Origin of the sequence: Streptomyces roseirectus (assembly GCF_014489635.1) — a bacterium.
Classification (GTDB): Bacteria; Actinomycetota; Actinomycetes; order Streptomycetales; family Streptomycetaceae; genus Streptomyces; species Streptomyces roseirectus.
The window spans coordinates 6,193,134-6,217,731 of sequence record NZ_CP060828.1; the positions used below are offsets into that span (position 1 = coordinate 6,193,134).

Genomic DNA, 24,598 nt, shown 5'->3' on the forward strand with positions numbered 1-24,598 from the left:
GATCATGCGCACTCCGTGGTGGCTGAACCTGCTCGCCCTCGCCGCCGCGATCGCCTTCTGCGTCGTCCTCCACCTCCCCTGGTACGCCGCGGCCGTGGCCGCCCTCGTCACGGGAACCGTCGCCGACCGCGCCTGGCAGGCGGTGCTCCGCCGCCGCGAACGGGGCTGAACCGGCACTGACGTGCCCCGGTGTACCGCGCCTGCGGTACACCGGGGAAACGTCGTACGCCCCAAGGATGGCCCCACCTCGCCCTCCGGTCGACAGCTCATTGTCAGACTCACCCCGTACCGTTGACGCATGGATCTTCGAGTGTCCGGGCAGAGCAGGGGCCGCACATGAGGCGGCCCTCACCACGGCGCCTGTTGGCCGGCGCGGCGGCGGTGGCCGTGCTGGCGGGAGCCGGTACGTGGACGGCGGTCGCGTCGGACGGTGAACCGGCGGTGCGGGAGACGGCCCGCACGATGGACGTGGACGGCGTGAAGCTGGACACGTCGTACTTCACGACGGCCGGCACGAAGAAGCGCCCCGCCGTCCTGCTCGCGCACGGCTTCGGGGGCAGCAAGGACGACCTGAAGGGGCAGGCGGAAGACCTCGCCCGAGACGGGTACGCCGTGCTCACCTGGTCCGCGCGAGGCTTCGGCAAGTCGACCGGCAAGATCGGGCTGAACGACCCGAAGGCCGAGGTCGCGGACGTCTCGAAGCTGATCGACTGGCTCGCGAAGCAGCCGCAGGTCGAGCTGGACAAGACGGGCGACCCGCGCGTGGGCGTGGCCGGCGGTTCGTACGGCGGCGCGATCTCCCTCCTCGCCGCCGGATACGACAACCGCGTCGACGCGATAGCCCCGTCCATCACGTACTGGAACCTCGCCGACGCCCTCTTCCCGGACGGCGTGTTCAAGAAACTCTGGACCGGCGTCTTCTTCAACACGGCGGGCGGCTGCGCGAAGTTCGAGCCGGCGCTGTGCGCGATGTACGACCGCGTCGCCGAGTCCGGCGTCCCGGACGCGCAGGCGCGCCAGCTCCTCGAAGAGCGCTCGCCCTCGGCGGTCGGCACCCGCATCAAGGTCCCGACCCTCCTGCTCCAGGGCCAGACCGACTCCCTCTTCACCCTCGCCCAGTCCGACGCGGCGGCGAAGGCGATCAAGGCGAACGGCGCCCCGGTGGACGTCGACTGGATCGCCGGCGGCCACGACGGCGGCAACCTGGAGTCGGACCGCGTCCAGTCCCGCGTCCGCACCTGGTTCGACCGCTACCTGAAGGACGACAAGTCCGCCGACACGGGCCCGGCGTTCAGGATCACCCGCACCGGCGGCATCGACTCCACGGACGGCGCGGCCCAGCTGAGGGGCGCGAGCGCGGCCGAGTACCCCGGCCTGGCGAACGACACCCGGACCGTCCGACTGACCGGCGCGCAGCAGACGTTCACCAACCCGCCCGGCGCCAACCCGCCCGCCATCTCCGCCCTCCCCGGCCTCGGCGCCGGCAGCGGCGGCCTCTCCCAGCTCTCCTCCCTCGGCGTCGGCCTCTCCCTCGACTTCCCGGGCCAGTACGCGGCGTTCACCTCCGCACCGACCCGCGACGACCTCCGCGTCACCGGCTCCCCGACCGCCACCGTCCACGTCAAGTCGACGACCGACGACGCCGTCCTCTTCGCGAAGGTGTACGACGTCAGCGCGGACGGCCGCACCCAGGTCCTCCCCTCCCAACTGGTCACCCCGATCCGCGTCACGGGCGCCAAGGCGGGCAAGGACGTCACCCTCACCCTCCCGGCGATCGACCACCGCATCGAGAAGGGCCACCGCCTCCGCCTGGTCCTCGCCTCCACAGACCTCGGCTACGCCTCCCCGGCGGCAGCGGCGACGTACACGGTCTCGCTGGCCGGCGACGCTCTGAAGATCCCGACTGCCCCGGACGTGAAGACGGCCGCCTCCGCCCTCCCCGCCTGGGTCTGGTGGCTCCCCCTCGCCGGCACGGCCGTCGCCGCGGCCCTCCTCCTGACGGCCCGCCGCCGCACGGCGACCCCCGCCCCGGACCCGGACCACAGCGAGGTCCCCCTCCAGATCACCGGCCTGACGAAGAAGTACAAGGGCGGCGACAGGTACAGCGTCCGCGACCTCACCTTCACGGTCGAGAAGGGCCAGGTCCTCGGCCTCCTCGGCCCCAACGGCGCGGGCAAGACGACGACCCTGCGCATGCTGATGGGCCTCATCAAGCCCGACGGCGGCGAGATCCGCGTCTTCGGCCACGCGATCCGCCCCGGCGCCCCCGTCCTCTCCCGCGTCGGCGCGTTCGTCGAGGGCGCCGGCTTCCTCCCGCACCTCTCGGGCCGCGAGAACCTGGACCTGTACTGGCGGGCGACCGGCCGCCCCGCCGAGGACGCCCACATGGACGAGGCCCTGGAGATCGCCGGCCTCGGCGACGCCCTCGCGCGCGCGGTCCGTACCTACTCGCAGGGCATGCGCCAGCGCCTGGCCATCGCCCAGGCCATGCTGGGCCTGCCGGACCTGCTGATCCTGGACGAGCCGACCAACGGCCTCGACCCGCCGCAGATCCGCGAGATGCGCGAGGTGATGATCCGCTACGCCGCCCAGGGCCGCACGGTCATCGTCTCCAGCCACCTCCTGTCCGAGGTCGAGCAGTCCTGCACGCACCTCGTGGTCATGGACCGGGGGCAGCTCGTTCAGGCGGGCCCGGTCGCCGAGATCGTCGGCTCCGGCGACACCCTCCTCGTCGGCACGACGACGCCCGTCGAGGAACCGGTCGTCGAGAAGATCGCCGCCCTCCCGGGCATCGCCTCGGCGGTCACGACGGACGACGGCATCCTGGTCCGCCTCGGCCCCGACGGCACCGCGAAACGCCTGATCACCGAGTTGATCCGGCTCGACGTGCCGGTGGAGTCCGTCGGCCCGCACCGCCGCCTGGAGGACGCCTTCCTCACCCTGATCGGAGGTTCCGCATGAGCACGCTCACCGAGACGGCCTCCGGCTACCGGGCGTCGAGCACCCTGCCCCTGAAGGTCGAACTAGCCCGCCAGCTGAAGCGCCGCCGCACGCTGATCATGGGCGGCATCCTCGCCGCCCTCCCGTTCGTGCTGTGGATCGCGTTCATGATCGGCGGCACCCCGGACGGCCGCGACGGCCAGGTCACCCTGATGGACACGGCGACGGCGTCGGGCGCCAACTTCGCCGCCGTGAACCTCTTCGTGTCGGCGGGCTTCCTGCTGGTCATCCCGGTCGCCCTGTTCTGCGGGGACACCGTCGCCTCGGAGGCCGGCTGGTCCTCCCTGCGCTACCTCCTCGCGGCGCCCGTCCCGAGGGCCCGGCTGCTGTGGTCGAAGCTGGTGGTCGGCCTCGGCCTCAGCCTCGCCGCGATGATCCTGCTCCCGCTGGTCGCCCTCGCCGTCGGCACCGCCGCCTACGGCTGGGGCTCCCTGGACCTGCCGACGGGCGGCGCGCTCGCCCCGGGCACGGCCGCGCAGCGGCTCCTGATCGTCGTCGCCTACATCTTCGTCTCCCAACTGGTCACCGCCGGGCTCGCGTTCTGGCTCTCGACCAGGACGGACGCCCCGCTCGGCGCCGTCGGCGGCGCGGTCGGCCTGACGATCGTCGGCAACGTCCTCGACCAGGTCACCGCCCTCGGCGACTGGCGCCACTTCCTGCCCGCGCACTGGCAGTACGCCTGGGCCGACGCCGTCCAGCCCACCCCCGAGTGGGCGGGCATGGCCCAGGGCGCGTCCGTCTCGGTGACCTATGCGGTGATCCTCTTCGCCCTCGCGTTCCGGGGGTTCGCGAGGAAGGACGTGGTCTCGTAACCCTCTCGCCCGGTTTCCTGATCCACAAAGGCCCGACCCCTGGCCCCAGAAGGCTACGCACGAGTAAGTTGCCTTCACTTCCAGCCAGTTGACGTCAGGGGAGCCTTCATGGGCGTACGCAGGGATCTCAGGCGAGCCAAGCAGCGCACCGACCTCGCGGCCCGTACCGCCCTGGACCTGGTCCGGGACGAGCACGGCACGGTCCGCGAGGCCCGCGTCCCCTCGCTCACCGCCCCCCTGACCACCGGCAGCGTCGCCGACCTCCCGTACCGGAACGCCACCGAGGCCCCGGCCGACGTCATCCTCAAACGCCGTGACCCCGACGGGACTTGGCGCCCGATCACGGCCGCCGAGTTCGCCGCCGAGGTCACCGCCGTCGCCAAGGGCCTGATCGCCGCCGGCGTCGAACCGGGCGCCCGCGTCGCGGTCATGTCCCGCACCCGGTACGAGTGGACCGTCCTCGACTTCGCGATCTGGGCGGCCGGCGGCGTCACCGTCCCCGTCTACGCCACCTCCTCCGCCGAACAGGTCGAGTGGATCGTCCGCGACTCCGGCGCCCGGCACGTCATCACCGAGAACCCCGCCAACACCGCCACCGTCGTCGAGGCCACGGCCGCCCACGAACCGAAACTCTGGGAACTCGACGCCGGAGCCCTCGCCGACCTGAGGAACCTCGGCCGCGAGGTGGACGACGACGAGGTCACCAGGCGCCGCAAGGAACTCACCCCCGACGCCACCGCGACCATCTGCTACACCTCAGGTACTACGGGTCGCCCCAAGGGATGCGTCCTCACCCACACCAACCTCCACGAGGAGGCGGGCAACGTCCTCGAACTCCTCCACCCCGTCTTCAAGGCCGTCACCGGCCGCACCGCCTCCACCCTCCTCTTCCTGCCGCTCGCCCACATCATGGGCCGCGTCCTGCAGATCGCCTGCCTCACCGGCCGCATCGAGGTCGGCCACTTCCCGAGCGTCAAACCCGACGAACTCCGGCCCGCCCTCAAGGAGTTCAGGCCCACCTTCATCGTCGGCGTCCCTTACCTCTTCGAGCGCATCCACGACACCGGCCGCGCCACCGCCGAGAAGATCGGCCGGGGCGCCTCCTTCGACCGCGCCGAACGCATCGGCGTCCGCTTCGCCGAGCAGTACCTCGCCCACTTCCTGGGGCAGACCCCCAAGGGTCCCGGCCTCAAGCTGTACGCCGCCTGGGCCCTGTACGACGTCCTCGTCTACCGCCGCATCCGCAAGGAGCTCGGCGGCCGGCTCAACTACGCGATCAGCGGCGGCAGTCCGCTCGACCGCACCCTGAACCTCTTCTTCCAGGCCGCCGGCATCATCGTCTACGAGGGCTACGGGCTCACCGAGACGACGGCCGCCGCGACCATGATCCCGCCGCTGGAACCGCGCCCCGGCACGGTCGGCCGCCCGGTCCCCGGCACCGCGATCCGCATCGCCGACGACGGCGAGGTCCTGATCAGGGGCGGCGCCGTCTTCCCCGCCTACTGGAACAACCCCGAGGCCACGCAGCAGGTCCTCAAGGGCGGCTGGTTCGAGACCGGCGACCTCGGCGCGCTCGACGACGACGGCTACCTCACCATCACCGGCCGCAAGAAGGACCTCCTCGTCACCTCCGGCGGCAAGAACGTCTCCCCGGCCGTCCTGGAGGACCGCCTGCGCAGCCGCAGCCCCGTCGGCCAGTGCCTCGTCGTCGGCGACAACCGCGCCTTCATCGCCGCCCTCATCACCCTCGACCCCGACGCGATCGCCCACTGGCTCGCCGTCCGGGGGCTCCCCGCCGACACCCCCTTCACCGAACTCGCCGCCGACCCCAGCCTGCGCGAGACCGTCCAAGCGGCCGTCGACTACGCCAACCAGGCCGTCTCCCGCGCCGAGTCCATCCGCGCGTTCACCCTGGTGGACGGCGAGTTCACCGAGGCCAACGGCATGCTCACCCCGTCCCTGAAGGTCAAGCGGGACGTCGTCACCCGCGCCTACGCCGAACAGATCGAGGCGATCTACCGCAAGTAGCCGTCCAGCGGCCGGACATGACGGACGGCGGGTCACCGGGGAAACCGGTGACCCGCCGTACGACGGGGAGCGGGACGGCTCAGCCGTTGGCCGCGCCGTTGCCCGACAGGGCGGAGATGTCGTCCAGGATGTGCGACAGCGGCTCGTCGCCCTTGGCCTGCGTCGAGTTCTCCACGCACTGCTGGTTCTGCGGCGCCGACAGGACGTTGATGTCCTGGACCGCGATCGGCACGAGGCCGACGATCGAACCGGCGTTGAGCTTGGCCGGCAGACCGATGCAGGGCTTGTTCAGCGAACCCTGGACCAGCGAGAGCTGCGGGCTCATGTCGCCGAAGGTGGCGGAGTTGCCGAACTCCTGCGAGGCGCCGTTGCCGCTGGCGGAGGTGGTGCCGCTGTCGTCACCGATGGCCAGCGCCTGGGGCGCGGCACCGGCCGCGATACCGGCTACGGAAGCGGCTACAGCGGCGGTTGCCCACAGCTTCTTCATGGTTCTTGTTCCCTTCGAAAAGCGGACTCCGGGGGAGGAGCTGCATGACCGAGAACGGCCCGCCCCGGCCCGAGGTTGCGCAAGTTGCCCCGTTCGGACCAGCGCGCACCCCGCCGCGCGCCGCTACCGGCAGGCGTACGCGCTCCCGCGCACCGGCACCGGCGCCCCCACCGGACTCGGCGGGTCCTTCGGCCGGGGATTGGCCCGCTTCACCACCAGCGGCTGATCCTTGGCGAGCTTCCCGAACACCGCCCGCGCCTTCTTCCCGTCCCACGCGAGCGTCGAACCGACGTCCCCGCGCACGGGGTTGAAGCCGGCGATCGGCACGGTCGTGAACTCCGTCGCGCTCACCGTCACCTTGCGCAACTCACCGGCGAGCCGCACGAGTTCGACGGCCGTGAACCCCTGCGGCCCCGAACCAAGCAACGTCCGCGCCCACTTGACCGTCCGCACCGGATCAGCGAGCAGCCCGCGCGCACTCAGCCCTCTCAACGCCTGGACCAGGAAACGCTGTTGACGCTGGATACGGCCGAGGTCGGCGCTGCCGTCGACGTGCCGCGAGCGCACGTACTGGAGCGCGGGCCCGCCCTTCAGCCGGTGCTTGCCGGGGCGCAGGTCGAGCTTCGTCGTGCGGTCCCGCAGCCGCCGGGGCGTGCACACCTCGACGCCGCCGACCTGGTTCACGGTGTCCATGAAGCGCCGGAAGTCCACCTGGAGGTACTTGTCGATCTTCACGCCGGTCATCGCCGACACCGTCTTCACCGCCAGCTCCGGACCGCCCTCCTGGTAGGCGGAGTTGAGCTTGGCGGGGTGCGCGCGGCGGGTGCGGCCGGCGTCGTCCCGGTACGTCGGGACCGTCGCGAGGGAGTCGCGGGGCAGACCGACGACGCTGACCCGGTCCCGGCGGGCCGAGAAGTGGACCAGCATCATCGAGTCGGAGCAGCCGCAGGGCTCGCCGCCCGCGTGGAAGCGCCGCTTCTCGGCGGTCGTGATGGTGTCCCGCTCGTCGGTGCCCAGCACCAGGACGTTCAGGGGACGCCGGGGCGCGGAGTGGGCTGCGGGGAGGGCGGCGCCGGTGAGGAGGGCGCCCGCCGTGGTGAGGACGACGGCGGGCAGGACCGACCGCCGTGACAAAAGGTTTCTCTTGGCTCTGTGTCTGTCGCTCGTCACGCCGCGCACGGTAAACGGAACGGGCCGCCGGAAGACCGGCGGCCCGCTGCGACGGGGCGGAAATCAGCCCCTGGGCTCAGCGAGGTGAACCCGTTCGACGGCTCAGTGGTTGGCCGCGCCGTTGCCCGCGAGGACCGAGATGTCGTCGAGGATGTGCGACAGCGGCTCGTCGCCCTTGGCCTGCGTCGAGTTCTCGACACACTGCTGGTTCTGCGGCGAGGACAGGACGTTGATGTCCTGGACCGCGATCGGCACGAGGCCCACGATCGAACCGGCGTTGACCTTGGCCGGCAGACCGATGCAGGGCTTGTTGAGCGAGCCCTGGATGAGCGCCATCTGCGGGCTCATGTTGCCGTAGGTCGCCGAGTTGCCGAACGACTGGGAAGCGCCGTTGCCGCTCGCGGAGGTGGTGCCGTGGTCGTTGCCGATGGCGAGGGCCGGGCCGGCGCCCGCGCCGACGACGGACGCGGCGACAGCGGCAGCGGCGAGTACCTTCTTGATCACGTGAATAAGTCCCTTCTGGAGAAACCCCGTCCACCGGAGCGTGCTGATCAACCGACGAAGGGGCCCGACGGTTTCCCCCATTCACCCGTACGGCCCAAGCTCGGCGTGTCGCGGAACCGATCGGGTGAAGGGCCGCAACCAATTCCCGTGCCCGCTGTTGTGTCGGGGGCAGGCACAAGGTCCTGGCCGACGGCCGGGATCGGGAAAGAGAAGAGAGCGAAATGCTGAAGAAGGCAATGGCCGTGGCGGCGGTAGCCGCGTCCGTCGTCGGCGCGAGCGCGGCGGTGGCCCCCCAGGCGCTTGCCATCGGGGACGACAGCGGGACCACCTCCGCCAGCGGCAACGGCGCGCACTCCAAGTTCGGCAACTCGGTGACCAAGGGCGACATGAGCCCCCAGGCCACCCTGGTCCAGGGCTCGGTCAACAAGCTCTGCGCCGGCGTGCCGCTCAAGGCCAACGTGGGCTCCGTCGTCGGCGTGGTGCCGATCGCCGTCCAGGACATCCCGATCCTGTCGGCGCCGCAGAACCAGCAGTGCGTCGAGAACTCGACCCAGGCCAAGGGCGACGAGCCGCTGTCGCACATCCTCAGCGACATCTCCGCGCTGTCGGGCAACGGCGTCTCCAACGGCTGACGTCCGCCGGTGTGTCGCGTCCGGGCGGTCCGTTTCTGTGTGCGGGCCGTCCGGGCGTTTTTCTGTGACACGCCGTCAATTCGCTTTACTTGTCTGCGAAGAATCGTTCTGTCACTCCGAAGTGCTGATTATATGAATGCGTTCGAGTGAATTCCCGTTCGGCCCATGTTGCTCAGTTTCTTTCGCTGTCTATCTCTCGTTTGCAGCCTGTAGGTCATGGGAGGCATGACCACGGAGAAGGGAAAGACATGAAGAAGAGCGCTGCCGTCATCGCGGGCCTGGTACTGGCGCTGGGCGGGGCGGCCCCGGCCTTCGCGGACGCGGGCGCCGAGGGTGCGGCCATCGGCTCGCCGGGTGTCCTGTCCGGCAACGTCGTCCAGATCCCGGTCCACGTCCCGGTCAACGTCTGCGGCAACACCGTCAACGTGATCGCGGCCCTGAACCCGGCGTTCGGCAACACCTGCGTCAACGACTGACGTATCCGTCACACCAGGCTGAACGGCTTGGTCGAAGGCCGGCCTTGGACACCTGCCCAACGTTCCGAGGCCGGCCTTCGGCTCTCCATCGCCCAGTCGTGGCAGTCGCCGAGCGTCCGTTCACGCCGAGTCCAGCATTCATGGCAGTTCGAGCAGGAAGACAACGAGATTGCGACAGACCCTGAGCAGGGGAATGGTCGTGGCCGCCGCCGCGACGAGCATTCTGTCCCTGTGCGGCAGCCCGGCGTTCGCCGACTCGCACACCACCGGCACCGCGGCCGGTTCGCCCGGCGTCCTGTCCGGCAACAACGTCGAGGTTCCCGTCGACGTGCCGGTCAACGCCTGCGGCAACACCGTCGACGCGGCCTCCGGGCTCAACCCGACCTTCGGCAACTCCTGCGCGCACCAGTCGGTGACGCCGGAGTCGTACGGGGGGTACGGGACGTACGGAGGGGATGACGACGAGTCGTACGGGTCCTACGGGTCGTACGGGGGGTCCTACGGGTCGTACGGGTCCTACGGGGACGACGATCACGAGTCCTCGTCCGGTGACTCCGGTGGCTCGGACGGCCCCGGGTACGGCGGAGAGACCGAGACGCCGGACCAGCCGCCCACGGGTGACGACCAGCCCCCGACCGGTGACGACCAGCCTCCGGGGGGTGTCTGCGAGAGCCCCGGGGACGTGATCGACGTACCGGGCTCCAACGGGGAGACGTGCGAGCAGCCGCCGACGGGCGATGACCAGCCGCCCACGGGTGACGATCAGCCGCCGACGGGCGATGACCAGCCCCCGACCGGTGACGATCAGCCGCCGACGGGCGATGACCAGCCCCCGACCGGTGACGATCAGCCCCCGACCGGCGATGACCAGCCCCCCACGGGTGACGATCAGCCGCCGACGGGCGATGACCAGCCGCCGACCGGTGATGACCAGCCCCCCACGGGCAACGACCAGCCGCCGACGGGCAACGACCAGCCGCCCACCGGCAACGACCAACCCCCCACGGGCAACGACTCCCCGCCGCCCACCCTGGCCCACACCGGTACGGGCGATCTGCTCGCCGCCGCGGGCTTCAGCGCCGCGATGATCGCGGGCGGTGCCGTGCTCTACCGACGTGGCAGGGCCCAGACCCGTCGGTGACACGGACCCCGGGTCCGAACAACTCCGCACACCCTGGTGCCGGACGCTCCGAGAAGCGGCCGGCACCCGTGCGTATGTGGGCCGGCTGACAACCGGCCCCGGTATCAACGCCGTACGGCGTCCACCGCACCCCGCTCACCACTGCGCCCCGGCGCCGGGACCGCCCCGCCGGGCACGCCCGTGCGCAGCCGGCGCCGTACGCCCCGGACGAGGGTGCCGGCGGTGAAGGTCGCGCCGTGCACGAAGCGCATCGCGGGGCCGAAGCCGGAGGCGGTGACGAGGCCGGCCAGGAAGAGGCCGGGGCAGGAGGACTCGAACTCCCGGCCGACGGCAGGGGATCCGTCGGCCACGGCGGTCAGGGCGCCGCGCAACTCGGGGGAGAGCAGGGCGAGTCGGTCCCGGGTCGCCTTGAAACCGGTCGCGGCGATGACGTGGTCGGTCTCGACGGTCCGCGTCCTGCCGGAGGCGCCGGTGACCTCCAATCGGAGCTTGCCCGCATCGAGTTGGGCATCACCGGCGGCCCCGCGCGTCAACTCCCCCTCAACTGCCGTCACTTCATGCCCGAGCAGCACCTCCACTACCCCCTCCACCCGATCCCGGACCCACCAAGCCCCCGCCGGACCAAGGGCGTTGGCGGCGATCCGGGCGCGCGTCTCCTCCGGCAGGCGCCGGTACCAGCCGGCCCGCTCGGAGTAGAACCAGTTCCGCCAGCCGCAGCCGAGCCCGCTGTGCGGCGAGCGCAGCGACTGCCACCACGGACGCTCCCAGGGCGGCGGCACGTCGTTCCAGTCGAGGTGGTCCGCGCGGGCCAACACCCGGACCCGCGTGCCCTGTTCGGCCAGCAGCGCGGCCGTCTCCAGCGCCGCCTGGCCGCCGCCGACGACCGTCACGTCACGGCCCCGGAAGCGGTCGAGGTCGCTGTGGTGGCTGCTGTGGGAGACGAGGTCGGGGGAGACGCCGTGCAGGGCCGAGGGGATCTCCACGAACGGCATGACGCCGACCGCGAGGGCGACCGTCCGGGCGTGCACGGTCTCGCCGTCCTCGGTCACCGCCTCGAATCCGCCGACGCGCGGGGAGATGCGGACGATCGTGCGCTCGTCGACCTCGGGGACGGCGTTGCGGGCGAACCAGAGGCCGTAGTCGGCGAACACCTCCACCGGGATCGGCTCGCCGTGCCGCGCGGAGACGCCCCGGGTGTCGCAGTAGGCGTCGAGCCGCCAGCGGGCGGCCGGGTCGGACAGGTTGGACGCCCAGGGTTCGGACTTGAGGAACATGCCGCGCGGCATGTGGTCACGCCACGACGCCATCGGCCGCCCGAAGACGCGCAGGCTCAGCCCGGCGCCCGCCGCATGGGACGCGATGGACAGTCCGTACGGGCCCGCGCCCACCACCAGCAGGTCGAACATCAGCCGCTCGCTTTCTCGTCGTCGGTCGGAGGGGACGGAGGGGTTGTAGGGGTTGTAGGGGAAACCCCTGAGCTCCCTGGTTGTGCGGCGCGCCCCGCGCCCGCCGCCTGCGGTACCCCCTGGGGGAGACCTGTGAGGGACACCGCCGGAGCTACGGCCTGCCGTACCACCCTGGTACGGGCGGTCGTCAGGGTCGCCCCGCCCGTGCGCCGCAGCCGCTGGGCGATCCGCGTCACGACGTGCCGGCACCACAGCCCCCACATCGCGCGGCCGGGGCCGGGGTCGTCTGGGGCGTGCCAGGCGAGTTCGCGCCCGTGGGGGGAGGGGCGCAGGGCGGCCAGGGGCGCGTAGTTCTCGACGACGAAGGCGCGGCCGGGGCGGGGCGCGCCCGCGGGGAGGGCGCGGTGGGTCAGGTCGAGGTGCTGCGCGCGGACCACGTCGAGGCCCGTCGCGTCGGTGAAGAGCCGGAACTGCGCGCCGGGGCGGGGGTTGAAGTCGAGGAGGTGGTAGCGGCCGGTGGCGGCGCAGCGCCGGAAGTCGAGGTCGAGGATGCCCCGGTAGCCGAGGTCGGCCGTCAGCCGCTCGGCGAGCGAGGTCACCGTCGCGTTCGGGACCCACTCGCCGACGGCCGTCAGACCCGCCCCGCGCGGCCAGGACAGCAGCTTGCGGCCGGGCCCGCCCGCGCGGACCGCCCCCGCGCGGTCGGCGTACCCGTGGAAGAACCAGTCGAGGCCGGTGCCCGGCGCCAGGAACTCCTGGAGCAGCAGCCGGCACCCGGCGTCCTCCGTCCGCAGGTACAGCTCGCGCGCCTCCTGCGTGGAGCGCAGGACGACCGTGCTGCGCAGCCCGCTCCCGCCGGGCAGCAGCCACGGTCTGCTCCACTTCGCGACGACCGGCAGCCCGAGCCGCCACGCGGCCTGCGCCGCCTGCGTCGCGCTCTCCGGGACGACCGTCTCGGGATGCGGGACGCCGGCCGCCCGGCACAGCCCCGCCAGCTCCGCCTTGTCCGCGACCCGTTCGGGCAGCTCACCGGGTTGCTGCGGCAGCAGGTACGCGGGCGCCAGCTCCGCGCGCAGCCGGCTGACGGCGACCGCGCCGGCGTCGTCCATCGGGATGAGCACGGCGGGCCGCTCCACGCGCGCGGCGACCCGCAGCAGGACGGCGGCGATCTCCGCGTCGGCGGCCCCGGGCAGCGGCGGCGGATGCAGGCCGCGGACGAACCGCGAGCGGCCCACGGGGCTCCCCGTCACGTCCGCGACGAGGTGGACCTCGACCCCGGCGCGGCCGAGCGAGCGCACGGCACCCAGCGTTCCGTGGTGAAAGGGATTCCGGTCGATCCGCAGCAGCACTGCGGGGACGCGGGTGTCGAGCAGGGGCACGGGCATTCCTTCGGTTCGTTCACCGATGCGGACGAATGGACCACTCGAAAGCCGTAACGGCGGTGGCGTACTTCCTTTTCGTATGACTTACATGTGACTGTCTGTCAGGAATTCCTGACGCTGTCATAACGCGCGAATGGCGCGGTCATCACGCGTGTGAGTGGAGAAAGGAGCAGGCATGACCCCACGAAAGCGACGCGCCCGGTCCCGGCGGCTGGCCGTCGTCGCGACGGCCGTCGTCGTATCGGCAGCCCTGGCCTCCGGTCCTGGTTTCGCCGCGGGTCCGGGGGTGGTGCAACGCGCCGATCCTCCCGCTCCCGCGTGGTGGGAGAGCGGCCGGTGGTCGGACGGCTGGTGGGGGGACGACGACGAGGACGCCGCCCAGACGCCCGCGCCGGCCCCCGCGGACCCCGTAGGACCCGTAGTACCTCCGGGCGACACGACGAGCCCGGCCCCGGTGCCCGCCCCCGTCCCCGCTCCCGCCCCGGCGAAGAAGTACCCCGCTTTCGGCGCCTACCTCGACTACGGCCCCCGCGGCGTCTCCCGCATGGCCGAGCTGAGCCGCTGGCTCGGCGGCTCGGAGCTGCGGGTCGGCCACACCTACCTGCCGGGCGACCGGTGGAGCAACATCGAGGGCGCCCCCGGCTTCCTCGACGTGTGGGCGGACTGGCGGCGCGAGAAGGCCGACCGGATGTTCGTCCTCAACGTGCCGATGCTGGAACGCAACGAGGAGGGCGTGCCCGACGCCGAGGTGCGCCGGATGCTGCGGCAGGGCGCCGCCGGCGAGTTCGATCACCACTTCAAGGCCCTGGCCGAACGCCTCGTCGCCCTGAAGGTGCCGGACACGGTGATCGTGCTCGGCTGGGAGATGAACGGCATCACGTACACCCATCGGTGCGGTCCGGACCCGGAGTCCTGGAAGAAGTACTGGAACAGGATCGTCACCACCATGCGTGCGGTGCCGGGCCAGGAATTCAAGTTCGACTTCACGCCGAGCCGGGGCCGGGACGCCGTTCCGTGGACCCAGTGCTATCCCGGTGACGCGACGGTCGACATCGTCGGAATGGACTCCTACGACCAGCCCACCGGCCGGACGTTCGACGAACAGGTGACAGAGCCCTACGGCCTCCAGGAACACGTGGACTTCGCGAAGTCCCACGGCAAGGCCATCTCCTATCCGGAGTGGGGGCTCTTCCGCAACGGCGACAACCCGGAGTACATGCGGCGCATGCTCGCCTGGATGGACGAGCACAAGCCGCTCTACAACACCGTCACCGACTACTGCCCGCACGGCGTGTGGCAGTGCGGCTCCAACCCGCGCTCCTCCGAGGTCTACCGCTCGGTCCTGTCCGGCCGGGTGGACGAGCCGGTGACGCCGGTCGAGCCGCCGGTCGAACCCCCGGTGGTCGTGCCTCCGGTGCAGCCCCCGGTCGAGCCGCAGCCCGAGCCTCAGCCTCAGCCGAACTGCTCGCCGGTGAACCTCGGCGACTGGGTCGAGCACTGGCTCGGCGGGAAGCTCTGCATCAAGTTCGACTGGTTCTCCCGCAACCGGTGACGGCGCCGGTGACGGCGGGCCCGCCTGAGAACCTGCGGCCAGGCTCTCAGGACCCGCCGTCACCGGACCGCTCCCTGAAGGACTCCCAGCGGTGCAGCAGCTCCTTGCCGCGCCGCCGGGCCGCCACGTCGCACAGCGCCGCCGACAGCAGCGGCGCCGTGCGCCGCCGGGCCAGCAACAGCCGCTGGTTGACGACGGGTTCGGGCCGCCAGTGGTGCTTGTACGGCTCGTTGCCGCGCAGCAGGCTCAAGGCCCCGCGCGTCCGCTCCCGGGTGTGCTCGGCGCACGCGTCCAGCAGCATCACCGCGACGTCCGCCTTCCGCTCCCGCAGCCTCGGATGCGCCCCGTACAGATAGCCCCCGGCCAACTCCCGTGACAGCAGCGTGAGATCGACGGCGACGACGTCGTCGTCCAGCCGGAACTCGGTCACCACCGCGTCGCCCGAGCGCACCATCGGGCCGACCGACCTCACCAGGTGCTCGCAGAACCGCTGTCGCAGGTGCTCGGACGTCACCTTCCGGCCCTGCCACTGGAGTCGGTGCAGTTCCAGCAGGCGGCGCAGCGCCCCGTCCACCTCGTCCGGCGCGACGGCGCTGCGCTCGACGCCGAGCGAGGTCAGCTTGCGCAGCTTGGCGCGTACCCGCTGCGCCTTCGCCGACGGCAGCCGCGCGACCAGTTCCTCCATCGGGACGGCCGGCAGCTCCAGGCACACCGAGTCGCCGACCCGCCGCCTCGGCCCGCGCCAGTGCTCGTACACCCGCTCGACGGCGCCCCCCGGACGCACCTCGCGGAAGTCGATCAGCGCCGTGCGGGCCGCCGCCGCGAGCCCTTCGGTGAGCGCGACGACGGCCTCCTCGGCGCGCTCGTCGTCGACCAGGACGTCCCCGTAGTCGGAGATCGCCCCGCCCAGCGGCACCAGCGCGGGCAGCGGAGCGCGGACGGCCATCAGGGGCGCGACGGCGAGGAGTTGGCCGTCCGCCGCGCGCACGAGCAGCAGGCGCAGTCGGCCGCGCCTGCCGTACGAGAGCCACCAGGAGTGCAGCCAGGCGTGGCTCTGGAACGGGGTCGCCGTCGCACAACGCCCGTACAGGTCGGCCCAGTCGGCGGCCAGCGCCGCGAACTCGGCCTCGTCCGTGACCAGTTCGGCCCTCATCGCGCGCCGCGAGTGTCGGCGGCGAGGGCCGGGCCGGGGACGGGGGCGGCGGTCTTGGCGTCGTCGGGGGCGGCGGAGGAGGCGGTGGCGGCGGAGGTGTTGGCGGTGCCGGTGACACCGGCCGAGCCGGAGCCTCGCCCGGCCCGCCCCGCGTCGGCCCCCCGGCCTGCTCCGGCCGCCTTGCCGCCGCCGGCCGCCCTGCCTGCCCCAACTGCCTTGCTCTCCCCGCCTGTTCCGGCGGCCTCGTCCACCTCAGCCGCCCCCGCCGCTCCCGCCGCCCCGAACACCCCGTCAGCCCCGGCCCCCCGCCCCCGCTTGGGCCGCACCAGCAGCACCAGCCCCCCCAGCAGCCCGCCCGCGCTCGCGCCGACCAGTCCGGTGACCGCCGGGGACTGCGAGGACGGCTCCGTCGGCTTCATCGCCCGTGCGAACGACTGGAGTTCGACGTTGGTGGTCTTCTCGGTGCCCTTCGCGTGCTGGGTCAGCGCCCGCGACACCGCGTTGGCCATGTCGGCGGCGAGGTCGGCGCGCCCCGAGGTCGCGGTGATCGAGACCATCGGCGCGTCCGGCGAGGTCGCCGTCCGCACGCTCGTCCGGAGCGTGTTCACCGGCACCCCGGCCCAGACCTGCGCGTCCCCGAGCACCGCGAGCTGCGTCGCGACCCGGCCGTACGCCTGCGCGAAGCCCAGCGCGGAGGAGGGGTCGGACTTCTCGGCGGGGACGGCGACGACGTACGCGGTCGCCGTGTAGACGGGCGGCTTCAGCAGGCCGTACGAGCCGCCGGCCAGGCCGCCGACGAGGGCGCCGGCGGCGATCAGGGTCCAGGGCGGGAGGGCCTTGGCGCGGGCGAGGACGGCGGGGCGGCGGGAGGTGTTCTCGGTCATGTGGCGGTGGCTTTCTGGGGTGACGGGACGGAAAGGGTGGTCGTGTAGACGTCCATGAGCCGCGCGGCGCTGCGGGCGATGTCGTAGTGGCGGGCGGCCTCGGGCGGGGTGCGCGGGCCGCAAGTCGGGGGCCGGACCAAGGACTTGGCGAACGCCTCGGCGCTGCACGGGACTTGACGGGCGTCCGGCGCCTGCGACGGCAGGTCCTCGACCGCCGGGCACGACGCGTACCGCACCGGCAGCCCGGACGCCAGCGCCTCAACCACCGCCAAGCCAAAGGCTTCTTCGGGGGACGGCGACGCCAGGACGTCCATCGCGGACGTCAGCGACGGCAGGTCGGGGCCGGGGCCGCCGTCCGGGACGTACGGGCGCTCGCCGGTGAACAGGACGCGGTCGGCCACCCCGGCGTCGTGCGCGGTGCGCCGCAGCACGCTCTCCTCGGGACCGCCGCCGACCAGCAACAGCCAGTGGTCGTCCGGGAGTTGGGCCAGCGCCTCGATGACGACGTCGAAACGTTTCCCGGCGCTGAGGCGGCCGATGCCGCCGATCACGTACGCGTCCTCCGGCAGGCCCAGGCGGCGGCGGGTGCGGTGGCGGGCCACCGGGTCGAAGCGGAAGCGGGCCAGGTCGATGCCGTTCGGGACGACCTCGATGCGCGGTCCCGGCACGCCCCAGCGGCGCAGGCGGTCGGCGACCGTGGGGGAGACGGCGACCGTCGAACGGCCCAGCCGCTCACTCGCCAGGTACAGCGCGCGCACACCCCTGCTGAGGCCGCGGCCCTCCATCTGCGAGTCGCCCAGGGAGTGTTCGGTCGCGACGATCGCCTTCACCCCCGCGAGCCGGGCCGCGATCCTCCCGTACACGCAGGCGCGGTAGAGGTGGGTGTGGACGAGGTCGTAGCCGCCGTCCCTGATGTGCTTCACCAGCCTCGGCAGGGCGCCGAGATCCCGGTTGCCGGACATGCCGAGGTGCGTGACCCGGACGCCGTCCGCGATCAGCCCGTCGGCGACCGGGCCCGGGTTGGTGAGCGTGACGACGTCGCAGTCGACCGGCAAGTGCCGGATCAACAGCCGCAGTTGCTGCTCGGCGCCGCCGACGCCGAGGCCCGTGATGATGTGCAGCGCCCGCATCACAACCCCTCCACCGGGCGCCGACGGAGCCTGTGCAGGCGGTACTTGAGGAACAGGCGGGCGGCGGTGTCGTTCTGGCCGACGTGCACGCGCGGCAGGGCGTGGACGCCGTTCAGGGCACCGGGGTCGATCGCGCAGGCGTAGGCGTAACCGGCGTCGCGGACGGCGGCCACGGCGCGCGCGTCGACCGTCCCGTAGGGGTAGCAGAAGCCGGTGACGGCGGTGTCCAGGAGCTCTTCGAGGCGGGCGCGGCTGTCCTGGGTCTCGGCCGCGAGCGTCCGGTCGTCGGCCTGGGTGAGGTCGACGTGGGTGAGGCCGTGGGAGCCGATCTCGACGCCCTGCGCCGCGGCCTCGCGGATGCCGTCGGCGCCCAGCAGGGGCTTGCGGGGGCCGAGGGGGTCCCAGGCGTTGTCGCCGGCGAGGCGGCCGGGGAGGACGAAGAGGGTCGCGGAGAAGCCGTGGGCGCGCAGGATCGGCAGGGCGCTGTCGACGAAGTCGGCGTAACCGTCGTCGAAGGTCAGGCCGATGAGGCCCCGGCGGTCGGGGGCCGCCAGCAACTCGGCCACGGAGACACCCCTGAGGCCGCCGCGCGCGAACCAGGCGAGCTGCGCGTCGAGGCGGTCGGGGGTGACGGTGATGCGGTACGGGTCGTCGGAGCAGTCGCCCACCGAGTGGTACATCGCCACCCAGGGAAGGGAGTTGAGGGTCGGCCGTCTCGGGGCCTCAACGGGAACGGACATGGGCTGCCAGCCTTCGGGATGCGGAACGGGCGGATCGGAGGACGGGGTCGACCCCCTGGGCGTCCAGCGCCCAGCCGAGGACGAGGAAGACGGCGGTCACGGTCAGCCCTCCGGCCACCGCGCCCGTCAGCGGACCCCCCTGGACATGGCCGGCCGCGTACGTGCCGAGGACCGTCGCGACCAGCGCGGCCCGCACCGGCCTGCTCAACTCCCGCAGCACGCCCCGGACATGGACCGGGACGCTCCTCGGGCCGAGACCCGCGAGCAGGACCAGCGCGGTGACGGTGATGCCGGCCGCGTTCGCCGCGGCGATGCCGGTGACCCCCCAACCGCCCACGGTCAGCGCGCCGATCCACGACGTCACCACGATCCCCACGGCCATCGCGCCCACCGGGTACCAGCTCGCGCGGCCCGCCGAGAAGTACGAGCGGACCACGACGCCGGTGAGGGTCTGCCCCAGCAGGCCCAGCGCGTACACGCGCATCACCTGCGCGGTGGCGGCCGTGTCCTCGGAGGTGAACGCGCCTTTCTGGAACAGGAGTTGGATGATCTGCGGGGCGCACGCCACGATCGCCGCCGTGCCCAGCAGGACGACGCAGGTCGCCAGCGCCAGGTCGCTCTCCACGCGCTTGCGGGCCCGCTCGGTGTCGCCCTCCGCGAGTGCCCGCGCGACCACCGGGAACGTCACGGTGACCAGCATCATCGACAGCAGCATCGGCATCTGCGCCACTTTCTGGGCGTAGTTGAGATGCGAGATGGCCCCCTCCGGGAGGCGCGAGGCGAGGAACCGCTCGATCAGCACCTGCGACTGGCGGCACAGCGCGAACAGCAGCACGGTCGCCAGCAGCGCCACGTCCAGCGCCTGCGGCTCCTGCTCCCCGCGCTTCTCCCGCAGCGCGGCCTTGCTGGTCAACTGCTTCAGCAGCGACGGCAGTTGGACGAGGACCATCAGCACGCCGCCGACCGCCACGCCGACCGCCGCCGACCGCACCCCCCACCGGCCGCCCAGCACGAACATCCCGGTGATGATCCCGACGTTGTACGCCACGTAGATCGCCGCCGGCGCCCCGAACTTCCGGTGCGCCCGCAGCGCGGCGCTGCAGTACCCGGCGAGCCCGAAACTGACGACACAGGTCGCCGTGAGCCGCGTGCAGTCGACGGCGAGCCGCGGGTCGGGCAGCCCCGGCGCCAGCGCTCCCACCACCTGCGGCGCCAGCCCGATGACCAACGCCCCCACGCCGACGAACGCCAGCGACAGCTTGGGCAGCGTCCCCGCGACCAGCGCCCGCACCGGATCCCCCGACACCCCCCTCGCCCGGCTCGCCAACGCCGCACTGAACGCCGGGATCAACGCGAACGCCATCCCGTCCTCGATCAGCAACGTCGCCGCGAACTCCGGCACCGTCCACGCCACCAAGAACGCGTCCGTCTCCTCCCCCGCCCCGAACAACCGCGCCAACGCCTGATCCCGCACCAGCCCGAGCAACGACCCCGCGACCGAGAGAACCGCCGTGAGCACGGCCGCCTTGGCGAGGAACTTCCCGCTGGGATGCGAACCGGCACCCGAGCGGGCGGAGTTCTCCTGGCCGACGCCGGGAGCGACCAAGGCGCCCCTCCGTTCACCGGCGGGGGTGCTATCCGCAGCGTGGTTCTGTCCGCCGGTGAGGCTGGCGCCTGAGGCGCGCTCCCGTTCGCCGGCGAGCACGGTGTCGGAGGCGCGCTCCTGCGTGGCGGCAAGTGCGGCGGGCGCGGCGTGTTCCCGGTCGCTGGGGGGATTGACGGGGGCGCGACGTCGTTCGCCGGCGGGGGCGGCGTCTGCGGCGTGGTTCTGTCCGCCGGCGAGGTCGGCGCCTGAGGCGCGCTCCCGTGCGGTGGCAAGAGCGGCGGACGAGCTCCGGTCCCGCTCGCCGGTGGGCGCCCCGGACAGGTGGGACGGCCCGCTGGAGTCACCGGCACCGAGGCCCGTGTCGATCGCCGGGGAGAGGGGGTGCTCGGGGGCCGGCTCGCCGGGGCCGACGCGCTCCGCGCCCGCCTCGTCGCCGGGCGTCCCGTCATCCCCCGCGCGCACATCGGCCTCCGCTGCGTCGCCCGACCGCACGGACGGCACCGGCGCGGCTTCCCGCGCTGTGCCGTCCGTCCGGGGGGTCCGGGAGGGAGTCACCGTCATCGGGTGGTGGCCCTCTCCGAAGCGGTGTGGCCGGCCAGGGCCCACCAGGCGATCAGGCCCAGGCAGATGGCCGTGAGGACGGTGGAGGGGCCGCCGATGTCGGCGTACATGAAGTCGGTGAGTTGCCAGACGGAGAGGCCGCAGGCGATCAACGCGCAGTCGAGGAAGGGGTGTTGGCGGGTGCGGGTGCGCAGGAGGTTGCGGAGGGCGCAGGTGAGGAGGGCGAGCCAGCAGCCGGCCAGGGCGAGGAGGCCGAGTAGGCCCTGTTCGCTGAGGATCAGGAGGTACATGTTGTGGGGGGAGAGCAGCGGCTGCTTGACGTAGGCCGAGCCCGCCCCCTCGGTGTCGCTGCCGGAGGAGAGCGCCAGCGACGCGTGGGCGTCGCGGTGTTCGGGGAAGCCCTTCAACCCGACGCCGGTCAGGGGCTGTTCGCGCCACATGTCGAGGGCGGCGGCCCACATGGTGTACCGGTCGGTGACGGACTGGTCCGGCGTACCGGTGACCTGGGTGATGCTGCTGACCCGCTCCTGGAGCATCGCGGAGCCGACCCCGAACCCGCCGACGAGGACGACCCCGAGGGCGGCCACGACCGCCCCCGCCTTGAGGGCCCTGCGCAGCCCGGCCAGCACCAGCTGGACCGTGCACGTCAGCGCCGTCGCGATCCAGGCCCCCCGGCTGAAGGACAGCGCCAGCGGAATGAGCAGCGCCCCCGCGCAGACCGCGGCGATCACCCGTTCCCGGGCGACGGTCCGCCCCAGCGCCAGCCCCACCGCGCAGATCAGCCCGAAGGACACGACGGTCGCCATCCCCATCACGTCCTGCGGCCCGAACGTGCCCACGGCCCGGATCTCCTCGCCCTGGTAGGACGCCCCGGTGTGCGTGACGAACTGGTGCACGCCGACGGCCCCCTGCCACCCGGCGAGGCCGACGAACGCCCAGGCCAGCAGCCGGAAGTCACGGGCGTCCCGGATCAGCAGCAGGACGGCCGCCGGCACCAGCACGAAGACCTGGAGGTAGCGGCCGAGCCCGGACATCCCGGCGCCCGCCGAGGCCGCGCCGAGCGCCGCGAGCGTCAGCCCCGCGACCGGCATCCCGAACAGCACGGCGGCCCGCAGGGACAGCGGCCGGGCCCGCCGCCGCAGGAGCCGGACGACGCAGAAGAGGACGACGAGCGCGGAGAGCGCGTCGGCGGGCCCCGCACCCCCCTCGCCGCCGGGCGCGACGGGCAGGGCGACGAGCGCGATCACGGCGGCGACCGGCAGCACCGGCGACCAGGACCGGGGCGGGGCGAGGGGCAGGGCGAGGGCCATCGGCGTCAGCTCCCGGTCGGACGGACGAAGGCGGCGGCCGTGCGCAGCAGGATGCAGACGTCCTGCCACAGCGACCAGTTGTCGATGTACGCGTTGTCGAAGCGGGCCCGGTCCTCGATCGAGGTGTCCCCGCGCAGCCCGTTGATCTGGGCCAGCCCGGTGATCCCGACCCGCATCCGGTGCCGGGCCGCGTAACCGGGGTACGTCTGGCTGAACTGCCCGACGAAATAAGGCCGTTCGGGACGCGGCCCGACGAGGCTCATGTCCCCGCGCAGCACGTTCCACAGCTGCAGCAGCTCGTCCAGCGAGGTCTGCCGCAGGAACCGGCAGAACCGGCTCATCTCCCGCTCCCCGGCGACGCTCCACCGCGTCGCGGCCTCGTGGTCGTCGGCGGGCCGGTACGTGCGGAACTTCAGCAGCGTGAACGGCCGCCCGTCCTTGCCGATCCGCTCCTGCCGGAACACCACCCCGGGCCCGTCGGTGAGCCGCAGCACGATCGCGCACACCAGCAGCAGCGGGCTGATCAGCAGCAGCAGCGTCCCGGACACGGCGACGTCCAGCAGCCGCTTCCCGGCGCTGCCCCGCCGCCGCAGCCCGAGGTCGACGGGCCGGCGCGGGTACCCGGCGAGATGGTCGCGCGAGCCGTGCGACGGCGACTCGGCGTCGACCTCCCACACCGCGCACCCCGACTCGGCGAGCGCCCGCAGCAGCGGCGCCTGCTTGACCCGGACGGCCGGGTCGACGCACAGGATGTCCCGCACCCCGTTCTGCACGACCGCCCGCTGGACGTCCTGACCGGTCGTCAGAACCGGCAACTGGCCGCCGGAGCCGCCCTGTTCGGCGACGATCCCGACCGGCTCCACCCCGCACCGGGGATGCCGCAGGACGGCGGCGGCGACCCGCTGGGCGGTGGCGGCGGGGCCCACGACGAGCGCGGCGCGCGGACGCCGGGCCAGCAGCCGCCGGCGCCGGTAGTGCACCAGCGACCGACCGAGGCAGGCGGCGCCCGCCTGAGCGGCGCACCCGGCCCCGAGCGTCGCCCAACTCAGCGCGTCGGCGGGCGAGTTCGCGGCGACCAGGGTGGCCAGCGCCAGCCAGGCCACCGCGATCCGCCCGCACACGGCGGGGAGTTCGTCCAGCACCCCGGCGACGGGCCGGGCCCGCTGGGGCCGCAGGAGTATCGTCGCCGCCACCAACGCCCCGACCAGCAGCGGCCTGCGCTGCGCCTCGGCCAGCGCCGGGAGCCCGGCGGCGACGGCGGCGAAGTCGGCCAGCAGCAGCGGCAGCGGCGAGGGCGGCCGCGCGGAGGGCCGCCGGACCGGGAACCGGAACCCCGTGCCGCTCTCGCGGCGGGGCATGACGGAGACGGGTGAACCGGGGGAGGGGACGGTGCTTTCGGCGGTCACGAGTGGATGGACTCCCTGCACTCGGTGGGCTCGACGCGCGGCAACGGCCGCTCGCCGCCGAGGAGTTCGCGGTAGAGGTCCGCGATCGCCCCGGCGGTGTGCCGCACGTCGTGTGTGGACAGGACGTGCCGGCGGCCCCGGGAGCCGAGGGACGCGCGCAGCGAAGGGTCGAGCAGCAGGCCGGTGACCGCGCCGGCCAGCGCGGCGGGCTCCCCGGACGGCACCAGGCACCGGTCGGCGAGCGCGGCCGGCAGGCTCTCGCGGGCGCCGTCCACATCGCTCACCACCACCGGCCGACCGCACGCCATCGCCTCCAGCGGGGCGAGCGCCATGCCCTCCCAGCGGGACGGCAGGACGACCAGGTCGGCGGCCCGGTACCAGGGCGCGGTGTCCTCGACGGCCCCGGCGAACGTCACCGACTCCGGTGCCCGCGCGGCGAGTCGAGCCCGGTCGGGGCCGTCGCCGACGAGCACCAGCCGGGCCCCGGGAACCTCCCGGACGACCGTCTCCCAGGCCGCGAGCAGCACGTCCTGCCCCTTCTGCCGGCACAGCCGCCCCACGCACACCACGAGCGGCGCGGCCGACTCGACGCCGGGCAGCAGGGCGGCGCGGACGGCGTCCGCGGGTGCGGGGCGGAAGCGGCCGGTGTCGATGCCGTTGGGGACCACCCGGTAGTGCCCGGCGATCCCGGCCCGCTGGCCGGTCGCCTGCTCGGCGGCGCTCACGCACACCAGCCGCTCGGCCCAACGCGCCCCGAAACGCTCCCAGTTGACGGCGAAGGCGGCCATGGCCCCGTCGACCGCCTCGAACGACCAGGCGTGCGGCTGGAACACCGTCGGCACCCGCCCGCGCACCGCGAGGCGCCCGGCGAGGCCGGCCTTCGCGGAGTGCGCGTGCACCAACTCCGGCCGCACGTCCCGCAGTACGCGCGTCAGGCGCCGCACCTCGCCCCAGAGCGAGGGCCCCGGCGCCCGCGCCGCCTCCCAGCGGCGCACGACGGCCCCGAGCGCGGCCAGGTCGGCGGCGAGCGGACTGTCGGGGACGGCGACCGTGACGTGGTACCCGGCCGCGAGCTGAGCCATCGTCAGATCCCGGACGACGCGGGCGACTCCGCCGTCCACGGGCTGGGCGACGTGCAGGACCCGGGGGCCGGCTTCGGGCACTGGCTGGTGCATTGCGCGGTTTCCTCGCTCACGGACGACGCTCGGGACGGGCGGG

20 protein-coding genes and 1 pseudogene are annotated in these 24,598 nt (G+C 73.1%); 8 read left to right on the forward strand and 13 right to left on the reverse strand.

All coding sequences use genetic code 11. The features are described from left to right. Nucleotides 1-4 precede the first annotated feature (4 nt). The 4 genes from IAG44_RS26465 (at nucleotide 5) to IAG44_RS26480 (ending at nucleotide 5,840) form a co-directional block, all read left to right on the forward strand. Nucleotides 5-169, forward strand: coding sequence for a hypothetical protein (locus IAG44_RS26465; RefSeq protein ID WP_187749574.1), 165 nt, complete (start codon nucleotides 5-7; stop codon nucleotides 167-169). A 167-nt stretch (nucleotides 170-336) separates the two neighbouring features. After that, on the forward strand, nucleotides 337-2,961 hold the full coding sequence (locus IAG44_RS26470) for a CocE/NonD family hydrolase (RefSeq protein ID WP_187749575.1): 2,625 nt from the start codon (nucleotides 337-339) through the stop codon (nucleotides 2,959-2,961). After that, a complete protein-coding gene (locus tag IAG44_RS26475) occupies nucleotides 2,958-3,812 on the forward strand; it encodes an ABC transporter permease (RefSeq protein WP_187749576.1) in 855 nt (284 codons plus the stop codon). Before IAG44_RS26470 ends, IAG44_RS26475 begins: the two co-directional genes overlap by 4 nt. Before the next feature lie 108 nt (nucleotides 3,813-3,920). Next, nucleotides 3,921-5,840, forward strand: a complete 1,920-nt coding sequence (locus tag IAG44_RS26480; protein WP_187749577.1) for an AMP-dependent synthetase/ligase — start codon at nucleotides 3,921-3,923, stop codon at nucleotides 5,838-5,840. Nucleotides 5,841-5,919: 79 nt separating this feature from the next. Here IAG44_RS26480 and IAG44_RS26485 read toward each other — a convergent pair whose 3' ends face one another. The 3 genes from IAG44_RS26485 to IAG44_RS26495 form a co-directional block, all read right to left on the reverse strand. Next, a complete protein-coding gene (locus IAG44_RS26485; RefSeq protein ID WP_187749578.1) occupies nucleotides 5,920-6,327 on the reverse strand; it encodes a rodlin in 408 nt (135 codons plus the stop codon). Between the two features lie 123 nt (nucleotides 6,328-6,450). Continuing rightward, the gene (locus IAG44_RS26490) at nucleotides 6,451-7,497 is read right to left on the reverse strand and encodes an LCP family protein (RefSeq protein ID WP_187749579.1); all 1,047 of its coding nucleotides are present in this window, start codon (nucleotides 7,495-7,497) and stop codon (nucleotides 6,451-6,453) included. A gap of 102 nt (nucleotides 7,498-7,599) precedes the next feature. Then, a complete protein-coding gene (locus IAG44_RS26495) occupies nucleotides 7,600-8,001 on the reverse strand; it encodes a rodlin (RefSeq protein WP_010355665.1) in 402 nt (133 codons plus the stop codon). Nucleotides 8,002-8,222: 221 nt separating this feature from the next. Here IAG44_RS26495 and IAG44_RS26500 point away from each other — a divergent pair, with 221 nt between their 5' ends. The 3 genes from IAG44_RS26500 (at nucleotide 8,223) to IAG44_RS26510 (ending at nucleotide 10,250) form a co-directional block, all read left to right on the forward strand. Further along, the gene (locus tag IAG44_RS26500) at nucleotides 8,223-8,633 is read left to right on the forward strand and encodes a rodlin (protein WP_187749580.1); all 411 of its coding nucleotides are present in this window, start codon (nucleotides 8,223-8,225) and stop codon (nucleotides 8,631-8,633) included. Between the two features lie 248 nt (nucleotides 8,634-8,881). After that, on the forward strand, nucleotides 8,882-9,109 hold the full coding sequence (locus IAG44_RS26505; protein WP_187749581.1) for a chaplin: 228 nt from the start codon (nucleotides 8,882-8,884) through the stop codon (nucleotides 9,107-9,109). Nucleotides 9,110-9,278: 169 nt separating this feature from the next. Next, complete coding sequence (locus IAG44_RS26510; RefSeq protein WP_246562109.1) at nucleotides 9,279-10,250, forward strand: chaplin family protein; 972 nt, start codon at nucleotides 9,279-9,281, stop codon at nucleotides 10,248-10,250. A 104-nt stretch (nucleotides 10,251-10,354) separates the two neighbouring features. Here the strand turns inward: IAG44_RS26510 and IAG44_RS26515 are convergent, their stop codons facing one another. Together IAG44_RS26515 and IAG44_RS26520 are read right to left on the reverse strand one after the other, a co-directional pair. Beyond that, nucleotides 10,355-11,656, reverse strand: coding sequence for an NAD(P)-binding domain-containing protein (locus tag IAG44_RS26515; RefSeq protein ID WP_187749582.1), 1,302 nt, complete (start codon nucleotides 11,654-11,656; stop codon nucleotides 10,355-10,357). Further along, nucleotides 11,656-13,041 (reverse strand): carboxylate--amine ligase, encoded by a 1,386-nt coding sequence (locus IAG44_RS26520; protein ID WP_187749583.1) that lies wholly within the window; start codon nucleotides 13,039-13,041, stop codon nucleotides 11,656-11,658. The genes IAG44_RS26515 and IAG44_RS26520 overlap by 1 nt, the downstream gene beginning before the upstream one ends. 172 nt (nucleotides 13,042-13,213) lie before the next feature. Between IAG44_RS26520 and IAG44_RS26525 the strand changes: the two genes are divergently transcribed. Then, nucleotides 13,214-14,590, forward strand: a complete 1,377-nt coding sequence (locus IAG44_RS26525; protein ID WP_187749584.1) for a glycoside hydrolase family 26 protein — start codon at nucleotides 13,214-13,216, stop codon at nucleotides 14,588-14,590. A gap of 46 nt (nucleotides 14,591-14,636) precedes the next feature. Here the strand turns inward: IAG44_RS26525 and IAG44_RS26530 are convergent, their stop codons facing one another. The 8 genes and pseudogenes from IAG44_RS26530 to IAG44_RS26565 form a co-directional block, all read right to left on the reverse strand. Beyond that, nucleotides 14,637-15,743, reverse strand: a complete 1,107-nt coding sequence (locus IAG44_RS26530; RefSeq protein ID WP_187749585.1) for a GNAT family N-acetyltransferase — start codon at nucleotides 15,741-15,743, stop codon at nucleotides 14,637-14,639. A gap of 302 nt (nucleotides 15,744-16,045) precedes the next feature. Further along, a pseudogene (locus IAG44_RS26535) lies at nucleotides 16,046-16,627 on the reverse strand (YveK family protein); the annotation flags it as partial. Then, nucleotides 16,624-17,757: a glycosyltransferase gene (locus IAG44_RS26540; protein WP_187749586.1), complete on the reverse strand. Its 1,134-nt coding sequence runs from the start codon at nucleotides 17,755-17,757 to the stop codon at nucleotides 16,624-16,626. The pseudogene IAG44_RS26535 and the gene IAG44_RS26540, both read right to left, overlap by 4 nt. Further along, nucleotides 17,757-18,497, reverse strand: coding sequence for a polysaccharide deacetylase family protein (locus tag IAG44_RS26545; protein WP_187749587.1), 741 nt, complete (start codon nucleotides 18,495-18,497; stop codon nucleotides 17,757-17,759). The genes IAG44_RS26540 and IAG44_RS26545 overlap by 1 nt, the downstream gene beginning before the upstream one ends. Further along, entirely contained in the window at nucleotides 18,481-20,103 is a 1,623-nt protein-coding gene (murJ, locus tag IAG44_RS26550) for a murein biosynthesis integral membrane protein MurJ (RefSeq protein WP_425508533.1), read from the reverse strand. The genes IAG44_RS26545 and murJ overlap by 17 nt, the downstream gene beginning before the upstream one ends. 557 nt (nucleotides 20,104-20,660) lie before the next feature. Then, nucleotides 20,661-21,974, reverse strand: a complete 1,314-nt coding sequence (locus IAG44_RS26555) for an O-antigen ligase family protein (protein ID WP_187749588.1) — start codon at nucleotides 21,972-21,974, stop codon at nucleotides 20,661-20,663. Between the two features lie 5 nt (nucleotides 21,975-21,979). Beyond that, on the reverse strand, nucleotides 21,980-23,380 hold the full coding sequence (locus IAG44_RS26560) for an exopolysaccharide biosynthesis polyprenyl glycosylphosphotransferase (protein WP_187749589.1): 1,401 nt from the start codon (nucleotides 23,378-23,380) through the stop codon (nucleotides 21,980-21,982). Continuing rightward, complete coding sequence (locus IAG44_RS26565; protein WP_187749590.1) at nucleotides 23,377-24,555, reverse strand: glycosyltransferase; 1,179 nt, start codon at nucleotides 24,553-24,555, stop codon at nucleotides 23,377-23,379. The genes IAG44_RS26560 and IAG44_RS26565 overlap by 4 nt, the downstream gene beginning before the upstream one ends. Nucleotides 24,556-24,598: the final 43 nt, after the last annotated feature.

Bases quoted from the DNA above. Each gene is read 5' to 3' on its own strand.
- IAG44_RS26500 (WP_187749580.1), top strand. From the start codon at position 8,223: ATGCTGAAGAAGGCAATGGCCGTGGCGGCGGTAGCCGCGTCCGTCGTC.
- IAG44_RS26565 (WP_187749590.1), bottom strand. From the start codon at position 24,555: ATGCACCAGCCAGTGCCCGAAGCCGGCCCCCGGGTCCTGCACGTCGCC.
- IAG44_RS26545 (WP_187749587.1), bottom strand. From the start codon at position 18,497: ATGTCCGTTCCCGTTGAGGCCCCGAGACGGCCGACCCTCAACTCCCTT.
- IAG44_RS26475 (WP_187749576.1), top strand. From the start codon at position 2,958: ATGAGCACGCTCACCGAGACGGCCTCCGGCTACCGGGCGTCGAGCACC.
- IAG44_RS26530 (WP_187749585.1), bottom strand. From the start codon at position 15,743: ATGAGGGCCGAACTGGTCACGGACGAGGCCGAGTTCGCGGCGCTGGCC.
- IAG44_RS26515 (WP_187749582.1), bottom strand. From the start codon at position 11,656: ATGTTCGACCTGCTGGTGGTGGGCGCGGGCCCGTACGGACTGTCCATC.
- IAG44_RS26480 (WP_187749577.1), top strand. From the start codon at position 3,921: ATGGGCGTACGCAGGGATCTCAGGCGAGCCAAGCAGCGCACCGACCTC.
- IAG44_RS26470 (WP_187749575.1), top strand. From the start codon at position 337: ATGAGGCGGCCCTCACCACGGCGCCTGTTGGCCGGCGCGGCGGCGGTG.
- IAG44_RS26525 (WP_187749584.1), top strand. From the start codon at position 13,214: ATGACCCCACGAAAGCGACGCGCCCGGTCCCGGCGGCTGGCCGTCGTC.
- IAG44_RS26505 (WP_187749581.1), top strand. From the start codon at position 8,882: ATGAAGAAGAGCGCTGCCGTCATCGCGGGCCTGGTACTGGCGCTGGGC.
- IAG44_RS26540 (WP_187749586.1), bottom strand. From the start codon at position 17,757: ATGCGGGCGCTGCACATCATCACGGGCCTCGGCGTCGGCGGCGCCGAG.
- IAG44_RS26520 (WP_187749583.1), bottom strand. From the start codon at position 13,041: ATGCCCGTGCCCCTGCTCGACACCCGCGTCCCCGCAGTGCTGCTGCGG.
- IAG44_RS26465 (WP_187749574.1), top strand. From the start codon at position 5: ATGCGCACTCCGTGGTGGCTGAACCTGCTCGCCCTCGCCGCCGCGATC.
- IAG44_RS26485 (WP_187749578.1), bottom strand. From the start codon at position 6,327: ATGAAGAAGCTGTGGGCAACCGCCGCTGTAGCCGCTTCCGTAGCCGGT.
- IAG44_RS26555 (WP_187749588.1), bottom strand. From the start codon at position 21,974: ATGGCCCTCGCCCTGCCCCTCGCCCCGCCCCGGTCCTGGTCGCCGGTG.